The sequence below is a fragment of the Bacteroides sp. A1C1 genome, assembly GCF_004328515.1.
GTDB lineage: Bacteria > Bacteroidota > Bacteroidia > Bacteroidales > Bacteroidaceae > Bacteroides > Bacteroides uniformis.
The window spans coordinates 1,612,821-1,630,037 of record NZ_CP036491.1; the positions used below are offsets into that span (position 1 = coordinate 1,612,821).

Genomic DNA, 17,217 nt, shown 5'->3' on the forward strand with positions numbered 1-17,217 from the left:
GGAACTTTTTCCCGGCATGGTTGTAGTAATATCATAACATTAAAAACATTAGCGTCATGGATGATATGATTTACAGAAACGACCCGATTGCCGAAGAGAACATAGACCCGCACGGACGTCCGGCAACGGATGAATTCGAGGAATGGAGCGAAGAGGTCTCCGAACGGACAGATACCGGATACAAGGACCAGAAAATAAAATCCGCCAAGGAACGGGAGAAACGTATCCGGGAGATGGATGAAATTATAAAGAAGGACCTTAAGGAATAAATTGACAGCCACCACAGATAGCACAGATTCTCACAGATTAGTCTCTTATACTTGATTTCAGAGCTTCCAATCTGTGAGAATCCGTGTAATCTGTGGTGACCTTTTATTATTTGTATCCGCCAGCCTTGGCTATGCGTTTCGGGATTTCCGTGTTGTCCATCTTACCCACGAACAGCTTGGAACCTGCACCTACTGCGAATACCGGCACATATCCGGCTGTATGGCCACCGCTGGTCCAGCCTACCATGGCAATCTGGCTCATCACCTTCTTGGCGGCAACGGCCAGGGGCTCAGTCTTGGCATAAAGACTTTCCTCAAACACTACATGCTTGTTCACAAATGATTCTTCGTAAGCATCACGCAGCATCTTCTCCTGCTCCCAGCTTACCGGCAGTTCTTTCCAGAAACCCATCTTTTCTGCCAGGAATTCCTTCATTTCCGGCCAGTTGATAACCTTGCGCATCTTGCGTAAGTCCGTGATGGAACGTGAAAGGATATCCTGAGACTGCTTCTGCTTGGCAAGGGCTTTCAGTTGAAGCTCGTACTTACCGGTACCCAGCCCCAGACCGCCGGTTTCATGGTCGGCAGTTACCACAATCAGCGTTTCTTTGGGATGCTTCTTATAGAACTCGTAAGCCACCTTGATGGCGTTGTCCATATCCACCACTTCCTCAAAGACTGTGGCGGGGTCGTTTCCGTGGCAGGCCCAGTCAATCTTTCCACCTTCAACCATCAGGAAGAAACCCTTGTTACTGCCTTTGGTCAGGAAAGAGATGGCACTCTCGGTAATTTCGGCCAGTGTCAGGTCGCCTTCCTGGCGGTCGATGGCATAGGGCAGGCAAGAAGGCTCTGCCCCTTCTTTCTGGATAAGAATCATCTTGTCCGCCTGGACAGACTTCGACTTATATTCGTCAAGGCCTCTTGCAACGGTATAACCGGCTTCTTCAAAGATAGGGAAGATGCTCGGAGCCTCTTTCTTGTCGACAGTGGTAGTCGGTTTCAAGAAACCACCGCCTGCATAGAAGTCGAAACCGGCTTTCGGCAGGTCGAGGGCTATCTCGTAATACATGCCACGGTCCGGCTGATGGGCATAGAATGCGGCGGGAGTAGCATGGTCCACGCTGACGCTGGTAGTTACCCCAACTTTCTTACCGGACTTTTTAGCTCTCTCGGCCACACTCTGGAGCACACTCTTATTATCGTCCATACCGATAGCGCCGTTGTAAGTCTTAACACCGGTAGCCAAGGCTGTTCCAGCAGCAGAAGAGTCAGTCACAGAGTTGGTAGCAGAGAAGGTAGTCGCCATGCTGGCAACCGGGAAAGAAGTGAACAGCAAAGGCTTTACACCGATGCGCCCTTCTTGTTCGGCCAGATACATCTCCGTACCGTTCACCTGGTTCACACCCATTCCATCACCGATGAAATAAAACACGTACTTCGCCTGCTGGGCATAGGCCATGCCGCTGGTCAGCAGTACAAAGAACAACACATACATTAATCGTTTCATAAGCAGTTCTTATTTAAAGTTATTCGGAAAATTGCCTTTATTGTTTTTAACCGAGTAACAAAGATAGCAATTTTAAAGGATTCGGAAAACATTTCGCCCCTACAAATACATTACATATTTGCAGGGGCGAAACCACATCCGGACTCCGGGAAGCCGGAACCGGGAGATATTACAGCGATATTACTTCTTCAGAATATCCATCGTGTCCGAAGCAATCATCAGCTCCTCGTCAGTGGGGATTACCACTACCTTCACCTGAGAATCTTCGGTAGAAATAACCATTTCTTCACCACGTACTTTGTTCTTCTCAGCATCCAGCTTTATACCCATGAATTCCAGGCCTTCGCATGCACCCCAGCGGGCACTTGCCTGATTCTCACCGACACCACCGGTAAATACTACGATATCCACACCACCCAAAGCAGCGGCATAGGCACCGATATATTTCTTGATACGGTAGAAGTACATTTCTTCAGCCAGGACAGCCTTCGGATTGCCGGCAGCTACGGCATTTTCCAGGTCGCGCATGTCACTGGATTCACCGAAGATACCCAGCACACCACTCTTCTTGTTCAGGAGGTTGGATATACCGTTTACATCCAGACCTTCCTTTTCCATAATGAAGGAAACAGCACCGGCATCGATATCACCGCTGCGGGTACCCATCATCAGCCCCTCAAGCGGAGTCAGGCCCATGCTGGTATCCACGCACTTGCCGTCCTTAATGGCAGTAATGGAACCGCCGTTACCGATGTGGCAAGTGATAATCTTCTTTCCTGCCGGCTCTACACCCAGGAATTCGCAGACGCGCTGTGATACATAACGATGGGATGTCCCGTGGAAACCGTAACGGCGTACACCATACTTTTCATAAAGCTCATAAGGCACGGCATATAAATAGGCATGCTTCGGCATGGTCTGGTGGAAAGCCGTATCAAATACACCAATCTGCGGAACATCCGGCAGAATAGCAGATATTGCATTTACACCCTTCAGGTTAGCAGGATTGTGGAGCGGAGCCAGGTCGTTGCAGGCAGTGAAGGCGGCAAGCACTTCCGGCGTCAGTCGTACAGACTCGCTGAACTTTTCGCCTCCATGCACCATACGGTGGCCTACGGCATTGATTTCGTCCAAAGACTTGATGGCTCCATATTCAGGGTTTGTCAAGGTGTTCAGAATAAATTCCACACCTACAGTATGTTCGGGAATATTCTTTTCAAGAATCTTCTTCTCACCGCTGGGCAAGGTGAACTTCAGGAAAGAGTCTTTCAAACCAATTTTTTCAATACCACCCTGGGCGATAACTTCCTTCCGGTCCATATCAAACAATTTGTACTTGATGGACGAGCTACCGCAGTTCAATACTAAGATTTTCATATTATATATCAGATTTAGAAGTTATTCAGCGTTCTTTTTGGCTGCAATAGCCTGATTTGCAGTAATGGCAATCATGCGATAAACGTCCTCGATGGAGCAACCGCGTGAAAGGTCGTTCACCGGACGGGCAATACCTTGCAGGATAGGACCTACAGCATCGGCATGTCCCAGACGTTGTACCAGCTTATAGGAAATATTACCCACCTCAAGACTGGGAACAACCAGTACATTGGCATGTCCGGCAATGGAAGAACCCGGAGCCTTGCTTGCACCTACTTCCGGCACCAAAGCAGCATCGGCCTGCAACTCACCATCGATGGCAATGTCGGGAGCCATTTCCTTGGCAATCTTCAATGCCTCAACCACTTTATCCACCACTTCGTGCTTGGCAGAGCCCTTGGTAGAGAAGCTCAGCATGGCAACTTTCGGATCGAGACCGGCAACTGCCTGAGCTGTACGTGCCGTACATACGGCAATCTGTGCCAATTGTTCTGCATCGGGCACCGGAGTCACAGCCACGTCACCCATCACCAGGATGCCGTTCTTTCCATATTCAGGAGCATGCGTCAGCAGCAGCATGGCACCCGAAACGCAAGTGATGCCCGGAGCAGTCTTGATAATCTGCAAAGCAGGACGAAGTACATTGCCCGTAGTGTTGCGTGCACCTGCCAACTGGCCGTCAGCATCTCCATTCTTTATAATCAGACAGCCTAAATAAAGCGGGTCGACAACCAGCTTGCGAGCCTCTTCGATGGTCATGCCTTTCTTCTTACGAAGTTCGCAAAGCAACTGGGCATATTCTTCTTTCTTAGGATGGTCTTCCGGGTCGATAATGGTAGCCTTATTGATGTTCCCCAATCCCCACTCTTTGGCACAAGCCTCTATCTCAGCAGGTTTTCCAAGGATAATCAAGTCGGCCACCCCATCAGTCAATATCTGATTGGCAGCTTTCAATGTACGTTCTTCCGTACCCTCGGGAAGAACAATTCGTTGGCGGTTTGCTTTGGCGCGCTCAACAATTTCATTAATTAATCTTTGCATGATATTTTAATTGTCTATTAAGAATCGGCAGTATGTGTTATTCACGCCGCAAAAGTACACAATTTTGCAATATCTACATTGCAAATGTCGGTCTTTTTACTGTTCAGTCCATAATTATTATATTATTTAACATTAGCTGTTCCCCGCATTCGTGTGTACGCGCACGTACCCCTCTGCAACAAACAATTACCCGTCCGGCAGGAATAACCTACCCGACTCTGCAAACGACATGAAAAAAATCAGGTTATAACGATAACAAGCAATACATAGAATACCTACCTTTGCAGCGTTTTCAACATATAACAATAGGTATTATAATAGTATGATTCGTCAATGCGCCATCCTTTTCGGATGCTTAGCTTTGGGTGAACTGATTGTTTTCCTTACAGGTATCAAGTTGCCTTCCAGCATCATCGGTATGTTGCTGCTCACCCTATTCTTGAAATTGGGTTGGATTAAACTGCACTGGGTGCAGGGTATGTCCGACTTCCTGGTTGCCAACCTGGGCTTTTTCTTTGTACCGCCCGGTGTAGCCCTCATGCTTTACTTCGATGTCATCGCCTCCGAGTTCTGGCCGATAGTAACCGCTTCCATAATCAGCACCCTGCTGGTGATTGTAGTCACCGGATGGGTTCACCAACTAACACGTAAAATCAAATGAACTTTTTAGAAAACGAATTTTTCCTATTGGCTGTCACCTTCGGGATTTTCTTTCTAGCCAAACTCCTGCAGAAAAAGACCGGCATCATGTTGCTGAACCCCATCCTGCTGACAATCGCCATCCTCATTGTCTTCCTGAAGATGACACATATCAGTTATGAGACCTACAATGAAGGAGGACATCTGATAGAATTCTGGCTAAAGCCCGCTGTTGTAGCTCTGGGCGTCCCCCTATACCTCCAATTGGAAACGATTAAGAAACAACTGCTCCCCATCATGCTGTCACAACTTGCCGGCTGCATTGTGGGAGTTATCTCTGTCGTGCTGATAGCTAAATTGATGGGGGCTTCCGACGAGATAATCTACTCCCTGGCACCCAAGTCGGTCACTACGCCGATAGCCATGGAAGTAACCAAGTCGCTGGGCGGCATTCCCTCACTTACCGCCGCCGTAGTGGTCTGCGTAGGCTTACTGGGAGGAATACTGGGCTTCAAGACCATGAAACTGACCCACATCGGCAGTCCTATGGCACAAGGCCTTTCCTTGGGAGCCGCCGCCCACGCGGTAGGAACTTCCACTGCCATGGACATCAGCCGCAAATACGGCGCATTCGCCAGCCTCGGCCTGACCCTGAACGGTATCTTCACAGCATTGCTGACCCCAACTATCCTGCGATTATTAGGGCTACTCTAACAAAATCTTCTTATTTTTGTTATCTATAATCATAACCAACTAAAAACAACGTATGATTTCATTTAAAGATATCGAATTACAAGACAAAAAACTGATTACCTCCTATACACAGAACAGTCCGCGACGGAATTGCGACCTCTCTTTCTCCAACCTATGCAGCTGGCGTTTTCTATACAATACAAAGTTTGCCATCATGGACGGCTTCCTCCTACTGAAATTCTGGGCAAACGACGAACTGGTGTACATGATGCCGATAGGCAACGGAGATTTGACAAAAGTACTGGACGCACTGGTCGAAGACGCACACCGGGAAGGAGAACCTTTCTGCCTGCTGGGAATATGTTCGGGCATGTGCTCGGAACTGGAAGCCTTCATGCCCGGAAAATTCCAGTTCACAGCAGACCGGGATTATGCCGATTACCTCTATCTGCGTACAGAGCTCGCTACGCTTGCCGGAAAGAAATTCCAGTCCAAACGGAATCATGTCAACAAATTTAAACGCACCTATAATTACGAATATACTCCCATCACTCCCGACCGCATCCAGGAATGTCTGGACCTGGAAGCTGAATGGTGTAAGGCCAACAACTGCGACCAGCATGAAGGAACGGGCAACGAACGTCGCGCACTGGTCTACGCCCTCCACAATTTTGAAGAACTGGGACTGACCGGAGGCATCCTGCATGTAGACGGCAAAATTGCCGCCTTCACTTTCGGAATGCCCATCAACCAAGATACCTTCGGGGTACATGTGGAAAAGGCCGATACCAGCATAGACGGAGCATACGCAATGATTAACTATGAATTTGCCAACCACATCCCCGAACAATATGTCTACCTCAACCGTGAAGAGGATTTGGGTATTGAAGGATTGCGCAAGGCCAAACTTTCGTACCAGCCTGCCATTATTCTGGAAAAATACGTGGCATGTCTGAAAGACGAGCCGGTGGAAGCGATTAAGTGGTGAGAGTAAGGATTAAGGATTAAAAGAATAAGGGATTGATGATGCGGGAAAAGGTAAAGAAGCTATGGAAGCTCTGTTTCAATGATAGTGAGGAATTTACTGAATTGTATTTTCGGCTCCGCTACAACAATGATATCAATATTGCCATCCAAAGCGGCGAAGAAGTGATTGCCTCCCTACAAATGTTGCCTTATCCTATGACGTTCGAAGGAGAAGATATTCATACAGCCTATATATCCGGCGCTTGCACACACCCTGATTACCGTAACCGGGGCGTAATGCACGAGCTGTTATCACAAGCCTTTGCACGGATGCTACACAATAATGTCGCCTTATCCACCCTGATACCGGCAGAGCCGTGGCTGTTCGACTACTATGCCCGCAGTGGTTATGCACCCGTATTCCGCTATGCCGAAGAGACTTTTATCGCTTCCGGCATACCGGCAGCCGATACGGGCCTTACTTTGGAAATGTCTGCCGAGTATAGTGAAAAAAGATATGAATATCTCGACCGGAAATTGCGGGAGCGCCCTTGCTGCATTCAGCATACGAAAGAGGATTTTCAGGTTATCATTGCCGATTTACAACTGGGGCAGGGCTTCGTTTGCACTTTGAGCAATGGGAAGGAAATCACGGCTTTGGCCATTACCTATCCGATAGGGAAAGCCAACTGGCACATTGGAGAAATCGTGTCGGATACTCCCGTAACAAACACTTTACTGCTTCAACATATCTGCCAAAGCCTGAATCTCCCGTCCATCCGGGTTCTCACTCCTCCCACTACCGATAAAAGCCAACTTTTGGGCATGGCACGCATCATCAATGCCAAAACCATGCTGCAACTCTATGCTACGGTCCATCCGGAACTGGAACTCAGCATTCATCTTACTGATGAGCAAGTCAGTGCCAATAACGGTTACTACTACCTCAACAATGGTAAATGTATGAATAGTGCCAAGCGTCTGCCAGGCAGCCACTTGGCACTTACAATCGGTGAACTCACCGAAAAAATATTTGCAACATCAAGCCCATATATGAGCTTGATGTTGAACTAGCATTACAATCCGCTGAAGTCGACTCCCTCAAATACCAACGAAGGAATCTGCCATGAGCGGTTTGGTTGAGGGTCATTGCCCACAGCAACCAAGGAATTCCACAAAGCAACCATGTTACCCGTCACATTCATTTCGTTGACAGGCTGTGTCAGCTTACCGTCTTCAATAAGGAACCCCTCTATACCATAAGAGAAGTCACCGGTACTGCTATTGCTGTTACCGCCATTGAAGCCCGTAACCAAAATGCCTTGTTTAACATCTGCCACCAACCCGTTCAGGTCTTTATCACCCGGTACCAGAATCAGGCGTGAAGGCGTACTGATAGTAGGAGCCATATTCATCTTCTTACCATTGTAGGTATCGATGAAATAAGTTTTCAGCACCCCCTTATCAAAGACAGTGCGGGGTTCAGTAGCCACACCCTCATTATCGAAGTAGCGCGAACCGTTTGCACCGATGACATGCGGCTCGTCACGCAACGTGAAGAGGTCCGAAGCCACCTTCGCATCCAGCTTGTCCATCAGGAAGGAATTCTTTTGTTGCAGAGCACTGCCATACAATGCACTTAGCATCGGGCTGAGCAGATTTCCCACATTCATAGGGTCAACCACCATTGTATATTTACCCGACTTTGCTTTCTTCTGTCCCAGCTTGCGCAATACGCGTTCCAATGCCTTGGCACCGATTCCCGTCTTCGTCAATTTATCATAGAACAGAGCCGAGTCGTACCAGTAATCCTGAGGACGCGCTTCACCTTCTCCCTTAATGGATACACTGGCTGAGACAGAGAACCAGGTACTCTTCGACTCGCCTTCAAATCCGTTGCTTATCAAACGATAGGAAGAACCCTCACCATCACTATAAGAAGAATCAACCGAAATGATACGCTCATCCTTGCCCAATACCTCCTCTGCAGCAGCACGGGCAATCGCCACTTTATCATCCGGGTTGACTTCATAGAGTTTCTTATCAAAAAGCTGCAAGTCAGGCTTGCCTCCTTTATAGTAGCGTGCAGGGTCGGCCAGCATACGCGACTCATCCACCGCCAGATAGCGGGTAGACTCTATACCATTCGTGATAAGAGTTTCCAATTCTTTCTTATCCAGCCGATTGGTGGAAAAAGAGCCGAAACGTCCGTCCACATAAAGATTCAATCCCAAACCATTCTCCGTAGACTGCTGCAAACGGTCCATTTTGCCGTCACGCAGTTCAAAAGAAGAATTAGAATTTGTATATAGCACCAGTTTGGCTGCCTGGCAACCGTTCTTCAAGGCATATTCCATTGCCCATTGTGCCAATTTCTTATTGTCGTCTGTAATCATGTCTTTAATTGATAGTTGATAATTAACTTTCTCCTCCTACAGTCAGCTTGCTGACTAGTGCCGATGGCATACCGCAGGTAACGGGACAAGACTGACCGTCTTTACCACAAGTCCAAGTACCGTTGTCAATCTTATCGTTATTTGCCACCATCGTGATGTCAGCCAATGCTTTCGGACCATTACCGATGATATTTATATCCTTGACGGGCTGCGTCAGCTTGCCATCCTCAATCAAGTAACCCGACTTCACAAAGAAGGTAAAGTCTCCGGCACCGATTTGCACCTGGCCATTGGTAAACTGGTCACAATAGATACCTTTCTTCACGGTGGAGATAATGTCCGCTTCCTTCATATTGCCGGCTTCCATATAAGTGGCACGCATACGGGGGATAGGAGTATTACGGAAAGTATCGCGACGTCCGTTTCCAGTAGGAGCCACCCCATAATGCTTGGCACTGATGCGGTCGTGCAGATAACTGGTCAGGATACCTTCCTTCACGATATAGGTTTTCTGACCTTCCACACCCTCATCGTCGAAATTCACGGCTCCACGATTGAAGGCGATGGTACCGTCATCCACCACGTTGATATGCTCATCGCACACCTTCTTTCCCAAAAGGTCGCAGAAAATGGAAGTACGTTTACGGTTGAAGTCAGCCTCAAAAGCATGTCCTATGGCTTCGTGCAACAAGATACCCGAACCGCCAGCCCCCATCACGACGGGCATTTCGCCACCTTTGGGTTTCACAGCCTTGAACAAGATAGCAGTCTTATCCACCGCCTCACGTGCAATAATATCCACGATGTCATCCGTCATGAATTCAAAACCCTTGCGGTAAGAACGACCGGCATAACCGTTCTCCATCTTTCCATTCTCTTCCATGATGCAGACTGCCATAAAAGAAACCATCGGACGGTAGTCGTAGTAGCTCACGCCCTCGGAATTACAGAACAGCACGTGCGATGTACTGTCAGAAAGAGAAGCCTGCACCTTACGTACACGATTGTCCAAAGAGAAAATCTTTTCGTTCAGCTTTTCTAAATAAGGTATCTTTGCCTTGACACTCACGTCCTCCCAAGGTTCAGTGACGGCATAGCGGCTTTTGGCAATTGTCTTTTCCGTCAGTCCTACAGATTTTCCGGCCTTGCCCGAAGAGGCGATACGGGCAGCAGTACGTGCAGCACGCAGCATTTCTTCCATAGTTACCCCTTCCACATAAGCATAACCCGTCTGGTCGCCTGCCAATACGCGTACGCCCATACCGAAGTCAATGTTAGCTCCACAGTTGTTTACTTTGCCGTCCATCAGAACCACACTGTTGTTGAATGTGTGTTCAAAATAAAGGTCAGCATAATCGCCGCCTTTTTCCAGAGCGGCAGCCATCACTTTCTTCAAGTCAGCCTCCGTCACACCGAAGTGAACCATTGCCGAAGCTACGGCAGACTGATTATCTGCTCCTCCTAAAGCTCCGCGTACTGACGCAGGCATAGCCAACGAGGGTACTGCCAGCGAACCTAACATCGCCAGACTTCCCGTCCGCAAGAAATTTCGTCTATCCATCCTTTTCAGTTATTAGTTATAAGATATTGTTTTTTATATCATAGTTATATGACGTAAAAATAGGAGATTTTGTCACACCTCAGCTTTCCTTTGTTAACAAACTTTCCAATTCCTCTGCATTCAGACGCAGATAGAATTGTCCTTTGTAAGCCACTGAAATGCCTCCGGTCTCCTCCGATACAATGATGGCATGCGCATCAGACACCTGGGAAATCCCCATGGCAGCACGATGCCTCAGCCCCAGTTCCTTAGGAATGTCCAGATTATGGGAAACAGGCAGGATACATCCCGCCGCTTTGATACGTTTCTTACTGATAACCATCGCTCCATCGTGCAACGGACTGTTCTTAAAGAAAATATTCTCAATCAGACGCTGGTTTATATCGGCATTGATAATCTCTCCCGTACGCACCACATCATCCAAAGGCAGATTATGTTCAATGACAATCAGGGCACCAACCTTCTGCTTCCCCATACTGATACATGCCATTACCACCGGCATGATGTCGTCATGTTCCAGCTTCTCTTTCTTGTTACCGGTGAAGAAGCGCACCAGCGCACTGGCATGCTGATGCGAGCCGAGTGTCAGCAAGAAGCGCCGTATCTCGTCCTGAAACAAAATGATAAGCGCCAGCACGCCTACACTGACCAGCTTGTCGAAGATAGAACCGAGCAATTTCATCTCCAGCACCTGCGATACCACCAGCCATATCAAGATAAACACCAGGATACCCGTAAACACATTTATAGAACCGGAGGCTTTCATCAGCTTATACGTATAGTACAGCAAAAAAGCCACTAACAGAATATCTATAAAATCTTTTATTCCAAATTCAAAAAACACGATATCGAATGATTAGGGGTTAGGGACTAGGAATTATTTCGCATAGCTTGCACAATCCGTACGGTTTCCACGGCTTCTTTCACGTCGTGTACGCGGAGAATGTCAGCACCTTTCAGCAGACAGATGGTATCGAGCACCGTAGTACCATTCAGCGCCTCCTGAGGAGTAATGTCCAACAAGCGGTATATCATCGATTTACGTGAAACACCTACCAATAAAGGCAACTCAAAAATACGGAAATCTTCCAGATGGGACAGCAATTCATAATTATGCTCTATTGTCTTTCCAAAGCCGAAACCGGGGTCCAGAATGATGTCTTTCACACCTAAGTCACGCAATTGCTGCACCTTGCGTGCAAAATACAAGAGAACCTCTTCCAGAAGATTGTCGTAATGAGGATGCTGCTGCATACTTTGCGGAGTGCCTTGCATGTGCATCATAATATAAGGCACATTCAACGCCGCAACGGTATGGAACATATCCGCATCCATCTCACCGGCCGCAATATCGTTGATGATGGCAACCCCATACTCCTCCACACACATTCTTGCCACATCCGCCCTGAAAGTGTCTACCGACACCACAGCATCCGGCTGTATCTCAAAAAGTATTTTCAGCCCCATACGCAGCCGTTCCATCTCCTCCCGGGCAGAGACATTGTCGGCATTGGGACGGGAAGAGTAAGCGCCTATATCAATAATGGCCGCTCCCTCCGAAACTATCTGTTTCACCCGGCGTACTATTTCCGCCTCTGTCTGTGTACGGCTACCGGCATAAAAGGAATCTGGAGTAACGTTCAGTATGCCCATGACACGGGGTTGAGAAAGGTCAAGCAGCGAACCGTTGACATTTATATATCGGGCAGTTGTAATTTCCATAGGCAGTCTGTTCTATATAGTACCTGCAAATGTAAACAAAAAAGTGGTTTCAAAATACATAAACTCATAAAACTGATAAGTTTTTTGCTTGTACCCGGGAAGGGAGAGGATTAAAACTATATCTTTGCACGATGGTTTACCACAGATTACACAGATTCACACAGATTGATTTAATTATAAAGTCATGAATATAACAGCTATACATCAGATATTCCTAACATGTACCAGTGTCACTACTGACAGCCGTAACTGCCCCCAAGGTTCTTTATTCATTGCACTGAAAGGCGAGTCGTTCAACGGAAATGCCTTTGCCGCCCGGGCGCTGGAAAGCGGAAGTGCTTATGCCATAGTAGATGAAGAAGCCTATGCCCCCGCAGGCGATACACGATACATCGTGGTGGAAAACAGCTTGAAAACCTTGCAACAACTTGCCAATTACCACCGTCGGCAGATGCGTACACCCATCATCGGCATTACGGGTACAAACGGAAAGACCACTACCAAGGAACTGATGTCCACCGTACTTTCGCAAACTCACAACGTGCTCTATACCTTGGGAAATTTGAACAATCACATCGGTGTTCCCCTCACCTTACTCCGCCTGCGCCCTGAACACGAACTTGCCGTAGTGGAAATGGGCGCCAGCCACCCGGGAGACATCAAGGAGCTGGTAGAGATAGCCGAACCTGACTACGGAATCATTACCAACGTAGGAAAAGCCCATCTGGAGGGATTCGGCTCTTTTGAAGGAGTCATCAAGACCAAAGGAGAGATGTACGACTATCTGCGGACGCGGAAAGAAGCTACCATCTTCATCCATAACGACAACCCCTACTTGAAAAAGATAGCCTACGGACTCCACCAGATTGCCTACGGCAGCGAGGACGAGCTGTACATCAACGGACACGTCACCGGCAATTCTCCTTACCTCACCTTCGAGTGGAAAACGGGAAACGAAAGCAAATATCACGAAGTACAAACCCAACTTATCGGTGAATATAACTTCCCCAATGCTCTGGCAGCTGTCACCATCGGACATTTTTTTGGTGTGGAACCGGAGCAAATAGATAAAGCACTGGCCGGATATACCCCACAAAACAACCGTTCACAACTGAAAAAAACAGCGGACAACACACTGATTATCGATGCCTATAATGCCAATCCCACAAGCATGATGGCTTCCATCAGTAACTTCCGGAACATGCAGGCCAAAAACAAAATGCTGATATTGGGAGATATGCGGGAATTGGGTAAAGACAGTGCCGACGAGCACCAGAAGATTGCAGACTATCTGGAAGAATGCGGATTCAAGGACGTAGCTCTTGTTGGGAAATTGTTTGCCGCCACACGCCACTCTTATCAGAGTTATCCCGATGTAACCGCACTCATCGCAGAGCTGCAAAGAGAGAAACCTTGTGGGAAAACAATTCTGATAAAAGGGTCGAACGGCATCAAGCTAAGTTCCGTAGTTGAATACTTATAATCCTATTTCATCCTTGGCCTTAAAATGAAATAGCCGACCATTGATGCAAGCACCGCTCCCGTGGTATTGGCCGCAAAATCCAGCCAGTCTCCGCCGCGGTATGTCGTGCAGTATTCTTGCAGCAACTCCACCATTCCGCTGAACAAAACGGGACAGACAAACGCCCCTGCCCATGCATGCCATAAAGGGGCGTTGTCTCTCCGGTGAGCGCGAAGAAACTCCAGCCACAGCATTCCCGACATGCCGAAATACATACAGATATGCACCACCTTGTCTATATTGGGAATCTTGCTTATTTCTGTAGAAGGCGGTTTAAAGAATGAAAGATAAATCACCGTCAGAATAATAAAAAGCGACACCGGATATTTCTTAATATAATATAGCATATACCAAATAATCAACGAACTGTGCGCAAAAGTACAGAACATTTTCTATATTTGCATGTTTTAGGTGGTATTAATAACGAATTGAAAGAAAAATCTACGTTTTATGACAAAAAGTGACAGAGCCAACTTCGGAAGCAAATTAGGTGTCATACTTGCCTCGGCAGGCTCCGCAGTCGGTTTAGGTAACATCTGGCGTTTCCCGTTTGAGACCGGGAATCACGGAGGTGCAGCATTTATCCTTGTATACCTGGTTTGCGTGCTCATTCTCGGCATCCCCATCATGATTGCAGAATTCCTCATCGGCAGGCGCTCGCGTGCCAATACAGCAAGGGCTTATCAAAAATTAGCACCCGGCACGCATTGGCGCTGGGTAGGACGTATGGGCGTACTGGCCGGATTCCTTATTCTGGGATATTACTCCGTTGTGGCAGGATGGACGCTTGAGTTTATCGGGGAAGCAGCCACAAACAGTTTTGCCGGGAAATCGGCAGCCGATTTCATCGCATCCTTCAACAGCTTTGTCAGCAACCCCTGGCGTCCGGTCATCTGGCTGGTGCTGTTCCTGCTGGCCACCCATCTCATTATTGTCAAAGGAGTGGAAAAAGGTATTGAAAAATCAGCCAAAATCATGATGCCGATGCTGTTTGTCCTATTGATAATCCTTGCCATCTGCTCTATATCTCTGCCCGGAGCAGGAGCAGGTATTGAATTCCTGCTGAAACCGGACTTCAGCAAAGTGGACGGCAATGTGTTCCTTGGAGCTATGGGCCAGGCATTCTTCTCCTTGAGCTTGGGGATGGGATGTCTCTGTACATATGCCTCCTATTTCCGCAATGATACGAACCTGCCCAAAACGGCACTCAACGTGGCCGCCATCGACACTATGGTAGCTATTTTGGCAGGATTCATCATTTTCCCTGCCGCCTTCTCTGTGGGTATCAAACCGGATGCGGGTCCCAGCCTGCTATTCATCACCCTACCGAATGTCTTTCAGCAAGCGTTCGGCAATATTCCCTGGCTGGCGATACTGCTGTCTCTGATGTTCTATATCCTACTGGCATTGGCAGCACTTACTTCCACCATTTCCCTGCACGAAGTGGTAACCGCCTATCTGCATGAAGAGTTCAAGTTCTCACGCAGCAAAGCAGCCAGATATGTGACAGCAGGTTGTATTTTCTTAGGAGTATTCTGCTCACTGTCTCTCGGTATCGGCAAGAGCTATACCGTATTCGGGTTAAACCTATTCGATTTGTTCGATTTTGTAACGGCCAAGCTAATGTTACCGTTAGGCGGTTTGTTCATTTCCATCTTCATAGGCTGGTATCTGGACAAGAAAATCGTATGGGAAGAAGTCAGCAACAACGGCACTCTGAAAGTATCCGTCTACAAGCTATTGATATTCATCCTGAAATACATTGCTCCTATAGGAATTGCACTGATTTTTATCAATGAACTGGGTTTTCTGAAATAGGCCATCATGCAGAACCCCTTCAAAGAATTCCTTTATTTCTCCCGGGGAGAAAGGCGCGGAATACTGGTTTTGATTATCGGCATCATTCTCGTCTTTCTCTCCGGGTATATTTATATATACCAAAGAGAACACCGCCCTCTCTCCGATGAAGCAATCCGGCGGCAGGCCACTGCCATGGCAGAATACGAATCGTTCATCGCATCCATACAAGAAAAGGAACAAAAATGGGACAACAGACTTAATTCTTCCTCTCCAAAACAACCGACAACCGTCTCCCTGGTCCGTTTCAATCCCAATACTGCCGACTCCGTTACTTTTTGCCGACTGGGACTGCCCGGATGGATGGCGCGGAACATACTCCGCTACCGTAGTAAAGGAGGGAAGTTCCATAAGGCAGAAAATTTCCGGAAAATATATGGAATGACAGAAAAACAATATCAGACACTCCTGCCCTATATCCACATCACTCCGGAAGACACAGAGACAAGAACCGTCCAGTTGTACAACTCTCCTTCGAGTAATAATAGCGCTGCTACTTCCCGAATTGCACCGGAAAAATATCCGGCTGGAATCCTTGTCGACCTGAACCGCGCCGACACCACAGAGCTGAAGAAAATACCAGGCATCGGTAGCGGCATTGCCCGTCTAATCATCGGTTACCGGCAACGCTTGGGAGGGTTCTACGACATCACGCAACTACAAGAAATCCATTTGGACACCAGCCAATTGCAGTCTTGGTTTTCCATCGACACCCGAGCCATCCGCCTCATCAACCTGAACCATAGTAGCATAGAGAGGCTGCGCAACCATCCTTACATCAACTTCTACCAGGCAAAGGCCTTTGTAGAATACCGAAAGAAGAAAGGCGACCTTCATAGCCTGAAACCTTTTGCACTTTACGAGGAATTCTCCGATACCGACTTAGAGAGAATCAGCCACTACATCTGCTTTGAATAACATGCCACTCTCTCAACGAGGCAAACCACCATATCGAACTTGGAAAAACCGCACTGACAGGCTCAGACCATTTTATTGATTTCCCCGTCTATCAGATGTATCGTCCGGTCGGTGAGCTGCGCCAGTCCTTCATCATGGGTTACGATAACAAACGTTTGTCCGAAACGGTTACGTAAATCAAAAAAGAGCTGGTGCAGTTCTTCCTTATTATGGGTATCCAAACTGCCGGAAGGTTCATCTGCCAGCACCACTGCCGGATGATTAATGAGAGCACGGGCCACCGCCACACGCTGCTTCTCACCTCCCGACAACTCATTCGGTTTGTGGGAGGCCCGTTCGGCAAGCCTCATGAATTCAAGAATTTCCGTAGCTGCTTCCTTGGCTTCCTGCTGTCCTTTTCCGGCAATAAAGGCCGGTATCATTACATTCTCCAAAGCCGTAAACTCCGGCAGAAGTTGGTGGAACTGGAACACAAAGCCGATATGCCGGTTGCGGAATGCGGAAAGTTCCCTCTCCCTCATACGGTTGACTTGTGTACCGTCAATAACCACTGAACCGTCATCCGGCATGTCCAACGTACCCATGATTTGCAGCAAGGTAGTTTTACCCGCTCCACTAGGGCCTACAATGCTGACAATCTCCCCTTTCTCTATCTCCAGGTCAATACCCCGTAACACTTGCAGGTTACCGAAACTCTTGGTTATATTCTCTAAATGAATCACTAGGCTATTTACAATTTGACAATTTAC

At 47.7% G+C, this 17,217-nt stretch carries 17 protein-coding genes; 8 read left to right on the forward strand and 9 right to left on the reverse strand.

The window, feature by feature from the left end; genetic code table 11:
- Positions 1–56 precede the first annotated feature (56 nt).
- Entirely contained in the window at positions 57–269 is a 213-nt protein-coding gene (locus EYA81_RS06760) for a hypothetical protein (protein WP_008662841.1), read from the forward strand.
- Positions 270–375: 106 nt separating this feature from the next.
- Here the strand turns inward: EYA81_RS06760 and EYA81_RS06765 are convergent, their stop codons facing one another.
- The 3 genes from EYA81_RS06765 to pta form a co-directional block, all read right to left on the reverse strand.
- Positions 376–1,776: an alkaline phosphatase gene (locus tag EYA81_RS06765; protein WP_117965585.1), complete on the reverse strand. Its 1,401-nt coding sequence runs from the start codon at positions 1,774–1,776 to the stop codon at positions 376–378.
- A 180-nt stretch (positions 1,777–1,956) separates the two neighbouring features.
- A complete protein-coding gene (locus EYA81_RS06770; RefSeq protein WP_117965588.1) occupies positions 1,957–3,153 on the reverse strand; it encodes an acetate/propionate family kinase in 1,197 nt (398 codons plus the stop codon).
- Between the two features lie 21 nt (positions 3,154–3,174).
- On the reverse strand, positions 3,175–4,194 hold the full coding sequence (gene pta / locus EYA81_RS06775) for a phosphate acetyltransferase (protein WP_117600262.1): 1,020 nt from the start codon (positions 4,192–4,194) through the stop codon (positions 3,175–3,177).
- Between the two features lie 322 nt (positions 4,195–4,516).
- On the opposite strand from pta, the gene EYA81_RS06785 reads away from it, so the two are divergent.
- The 4 genes from EYA81_RS06785 to EYA81_RS06800 are packed head-to-tail and all read left to right on the forward strand — an operon-like array spanning position 4,517 to position 7,566.
- Positions 4,517–4,855, forward strand: a complete 339-nt coding sequence (locus EYA81_RS06785; protein WP_117600260.1) for a CidA/LrgA family protein — start codon at positions 4,517–4,519, stop codon at positions 4,853–4,855.
- Complete coding sequence (locus tag EYA81_RS06790) at positions 4,852–5,547, forward strand: LrgB family protein (protein WP_005824898.1); 696 nt, start codon at positions 4,852–4,854, stop codon at positions 5,545–5,547. Before EYA81_RS06785 ends, EYA81_RS06790 begins: the two co-directional genes overlap by 4 nt.
- A 52-nt stretch (positions 5,548–5,599) precedes the next feature.
- Positions 5,600–6,514, forward strand: coding sequence for a DUF2156 domain-containing protein (locus EYA81_RS06795; RefSeq protein WP_117600259.1), 915 nt, complete (start codon positions 5,600–5,602; stop codon positions 6,512–6,514).
- 35 nt (positions 6,515–6,549) lie between these two features.
- Positions 6,550–7,566: a GNAT family N-acetyltransferase gene (locus EYA81_RS06800; RefSeq protein WP_117965591.1), complete on the forward strand. Its 1,017-nt coding sequence runs from the start codon at positions 6,550–6,552 to the stop codon at positions 7,564–7,566.
- Positions 7,567–7,568: 2 nt separating this feature from the next.
- On the opposite strand, the gene EYA81_RS06805 is transcribed toward EYA81_RS06800, so the two are convergent.
- The 4 genes from EYA81_RS06805 to folP form a co-directional block, all read right to left on the reverse strand.
- Positions 7,569–8,888: a TldD/PmbA family protein gene (locus tag EYA81_RS06805; RefSeq protein ID WP_117965594.1), complete on the reverse strand. Its 1,320-nt coding sequence runs from the start codon at positions 8,886–8,888 to the stop codon at positions 7,569–7,571.
- Between the two features lie 22 nt (positions 8,889–8,910).
- Positions 8,911–10,449: a TldD/PmbA family protein gene (locus EYA81_RS06810; RefSeq protein WP_117965597.1), complete on the reverse strand. Its 1,539-nt coding sequence runs from the start codon at positions 10,447–10,449 to the stop codon at positions 8,911–8,913.
- Between the two features lie 79 nt (positions 10,450–10,528).
- Positions 10,529–11,293, reverse strand: coding sequence for a diadenylate cyclase CdaA (gene cdaA, locus EYA81_RS06815; RefSeq protein ID WP_005824908.1), 765 nt, complete (start codon positions 11,291–11,293; stop codon positions 10,529–10,531).
- Positions 11,294–11,319: 26 nt separating this feature from the next.
- Entirely contained in the window at positions 11,320–12,171 is an 852-nt protein-coding gene (folP, locus tag EYA81_RS06820; protein ID WP_117965599.1) for a dihydropteroate synthase, read from the reverse strand.
- 184 nt (positions 12,172–12,355) lie between these two features.
- On the opposite strand from folP, the gene murF reads away from it, so the two are divergent.
- The gene (gene murF / locus EYA81_RS06825; protein WP_117600254.1) at positions 12,356–13,654 is read left to right on the forward strand and encodes a UDP-N-acetylmuramoyl-tripeptide--D-alanyl-D-alanine ligase; all 1,299 of its coding nucleotides are present in this window, start codon (positions 12,356–12,358) and stop codon (positions 13,652–13,654) included.
- A gap of 2 nt (positions 13,655–13,656) precedes the next feature.
- Here the strand turns inward: murF and EYA81_RS06830 are convergent, their stop codons facing one another.
- A complete protein-coding gene (locus EYA81_RS06830) occupies positions 13,657–14,040 on the reverse strand; it encodes a VanZ family protein (RefSeq protein WP_005824913.1) in 384 nt (127 codons plus the stop codon).
- 103 nt (positions 14,041–14,143) lie between these two features.
- Between EYA81_RS06830 and EYA81_RS06835 the strand changes: the two genes are divergently transcribed.
- A complete protein-coding gene (locus EYA81_RS06835) occupies positions 14,144–15,511 on the forward strand; it encodes a sodium-dependent transporter (RefSeq protein ID WP_117600253.1) in 1,368 nt (455 codons plus the stop codon).
- A 6-nt stretch (positions 15,512–15,517) separates the two neighbouring features.
- Entirely contained in the window at positions 15,518–16,468 is a 951-nt protein-coding gene (locus EYA81_RS06840; RefSeq protein WP_117965602.1) for a helix-hairpin-helix domain-containing protein, read from the forward strand.
- Between the two features lie 62 nt (positions 16,469–16,530).
- On the opposite strand, the gene EYA81_RS06845 is transcribed toward EYA81_RS06840, so the two are convergent.
- A complete protein-coding gene (locus tag EYA81_RS06845) occupies positions 16,531–17,190 on the reverse strand; it encodes an ABC transporter ATP-binding protein (RefSeq protein WP_117600251.1) in 660 nt (219 codons plus the stop codon).
- Between the last annotated feature and the right edge of the window lie 27 nt (positions 17,191–17,217).

Excerpts from the sequence above, each read along its gene's own strand:
- EYA81_RS06770 (WP_117965588.1), bottom strand. The coding sequence starts at position 3,153 with ATGAAAATCTTAGTATTGAACTGCGGTAGCTCGTCCATCAAGTACAAA.
- EYA81_RS06805 (WP_117965594.1), bottom strand. The coding sequence starts at position 8,888 with ATGATTACAGACGACAATAAGAAATTGGCACAATGGGCAATGGAATAT.
- pta (WP_117600262.1), bottom strand. The coding sequence starts at position 4,194 with ATGCAAAGATTAATTAATGAAATTGTTGAGCGCGCCAAAGCAAACCGC.
- EYA81_RS06835 (WP_117600253.1), top strand. The coding sequence starts at position 14,144 with ATGACAAAAAGTGACAGAGCCAACTTCGGAAGCAAATTAGGTGTCATA.
- EYA81_RS06830 (WP_005824913.1), bottom strand. The coding sequence starts at position 14,040 with ATGCTATATTATATTAAGAAATATCCGGTGTCGCTTTTTATTATTCTG.
- murF (WP_117600254.1), top strand. The coding sequence starts at position 12,356 with ATGAATATAACAGCTATACATCAGATATTCCTAACATGTACCAGTGTC.
- EYA81_RS06760 (WP_008662841.1), top strand. The coding sequence starts at position 57 with ATGGATGATATGATTTACAGAAACGACCCGATTGCCGAAGAGAACATA.
- EYA81_RS06785 (WP_117600260.1), top strand. The coding sequence starts at position 4,517 with ATGATTCGTCAATGCGCCATCCTTTTCGGATGCTTAGCTTTGGGTGAA.
- EYA81_RS06790 (WP_005824898.1), top strand. The coding sequence starts at position 4,852 with ATGAACTTTTTAGAAAACGAATTTTTCCTATTGGCTGTCACCTTCGGG.
- EYA81_RS06795 (WP_117600259.1), top strand. The coding sequence starts at position 5,600 with ATGATTTCATTTAAAGATATCGAATTACAAGACAAAAAACTGATTACC.
- EYA81_RS06810 (WP_117965597.1), bottom strand. The coding sequence starts at position 10,449 with ATGGATAGACGAAATTTCTTGCGGACGGGAAGTCTGGCGATGTTAGGT.
- EYA81_RS06765 (WP_117965585.1), bottom strand. The coding sequence starts at position 1,776 with ATGAAACGATTAATGTATGTGTTGTTCTTTGTACTGCTGACCAGCGGC.
- folP (WP_117965599.1), bottom strand. The coding sequence starts at position 12,171 with ATGGAAATTACAACTGCCCGATATATAAATGTCAACGGTTCGCTGCTT.
- EYA81_RS06840 (WP_117965602.1), top strand. The coding sequence starts at position 15,518 with ATGCAGAACCCCTTCAAAGAATTCCTTTATTTCTCCCGGGGAGAAAGG.
- EYA81_RS06800 (WP_117965591.1), top strand. The coding sequence starts at position 6,550 with ATGATGCGGGAAAAGGTAAAGAAGCTATGGAAGCTCTGTTTCAATGAT.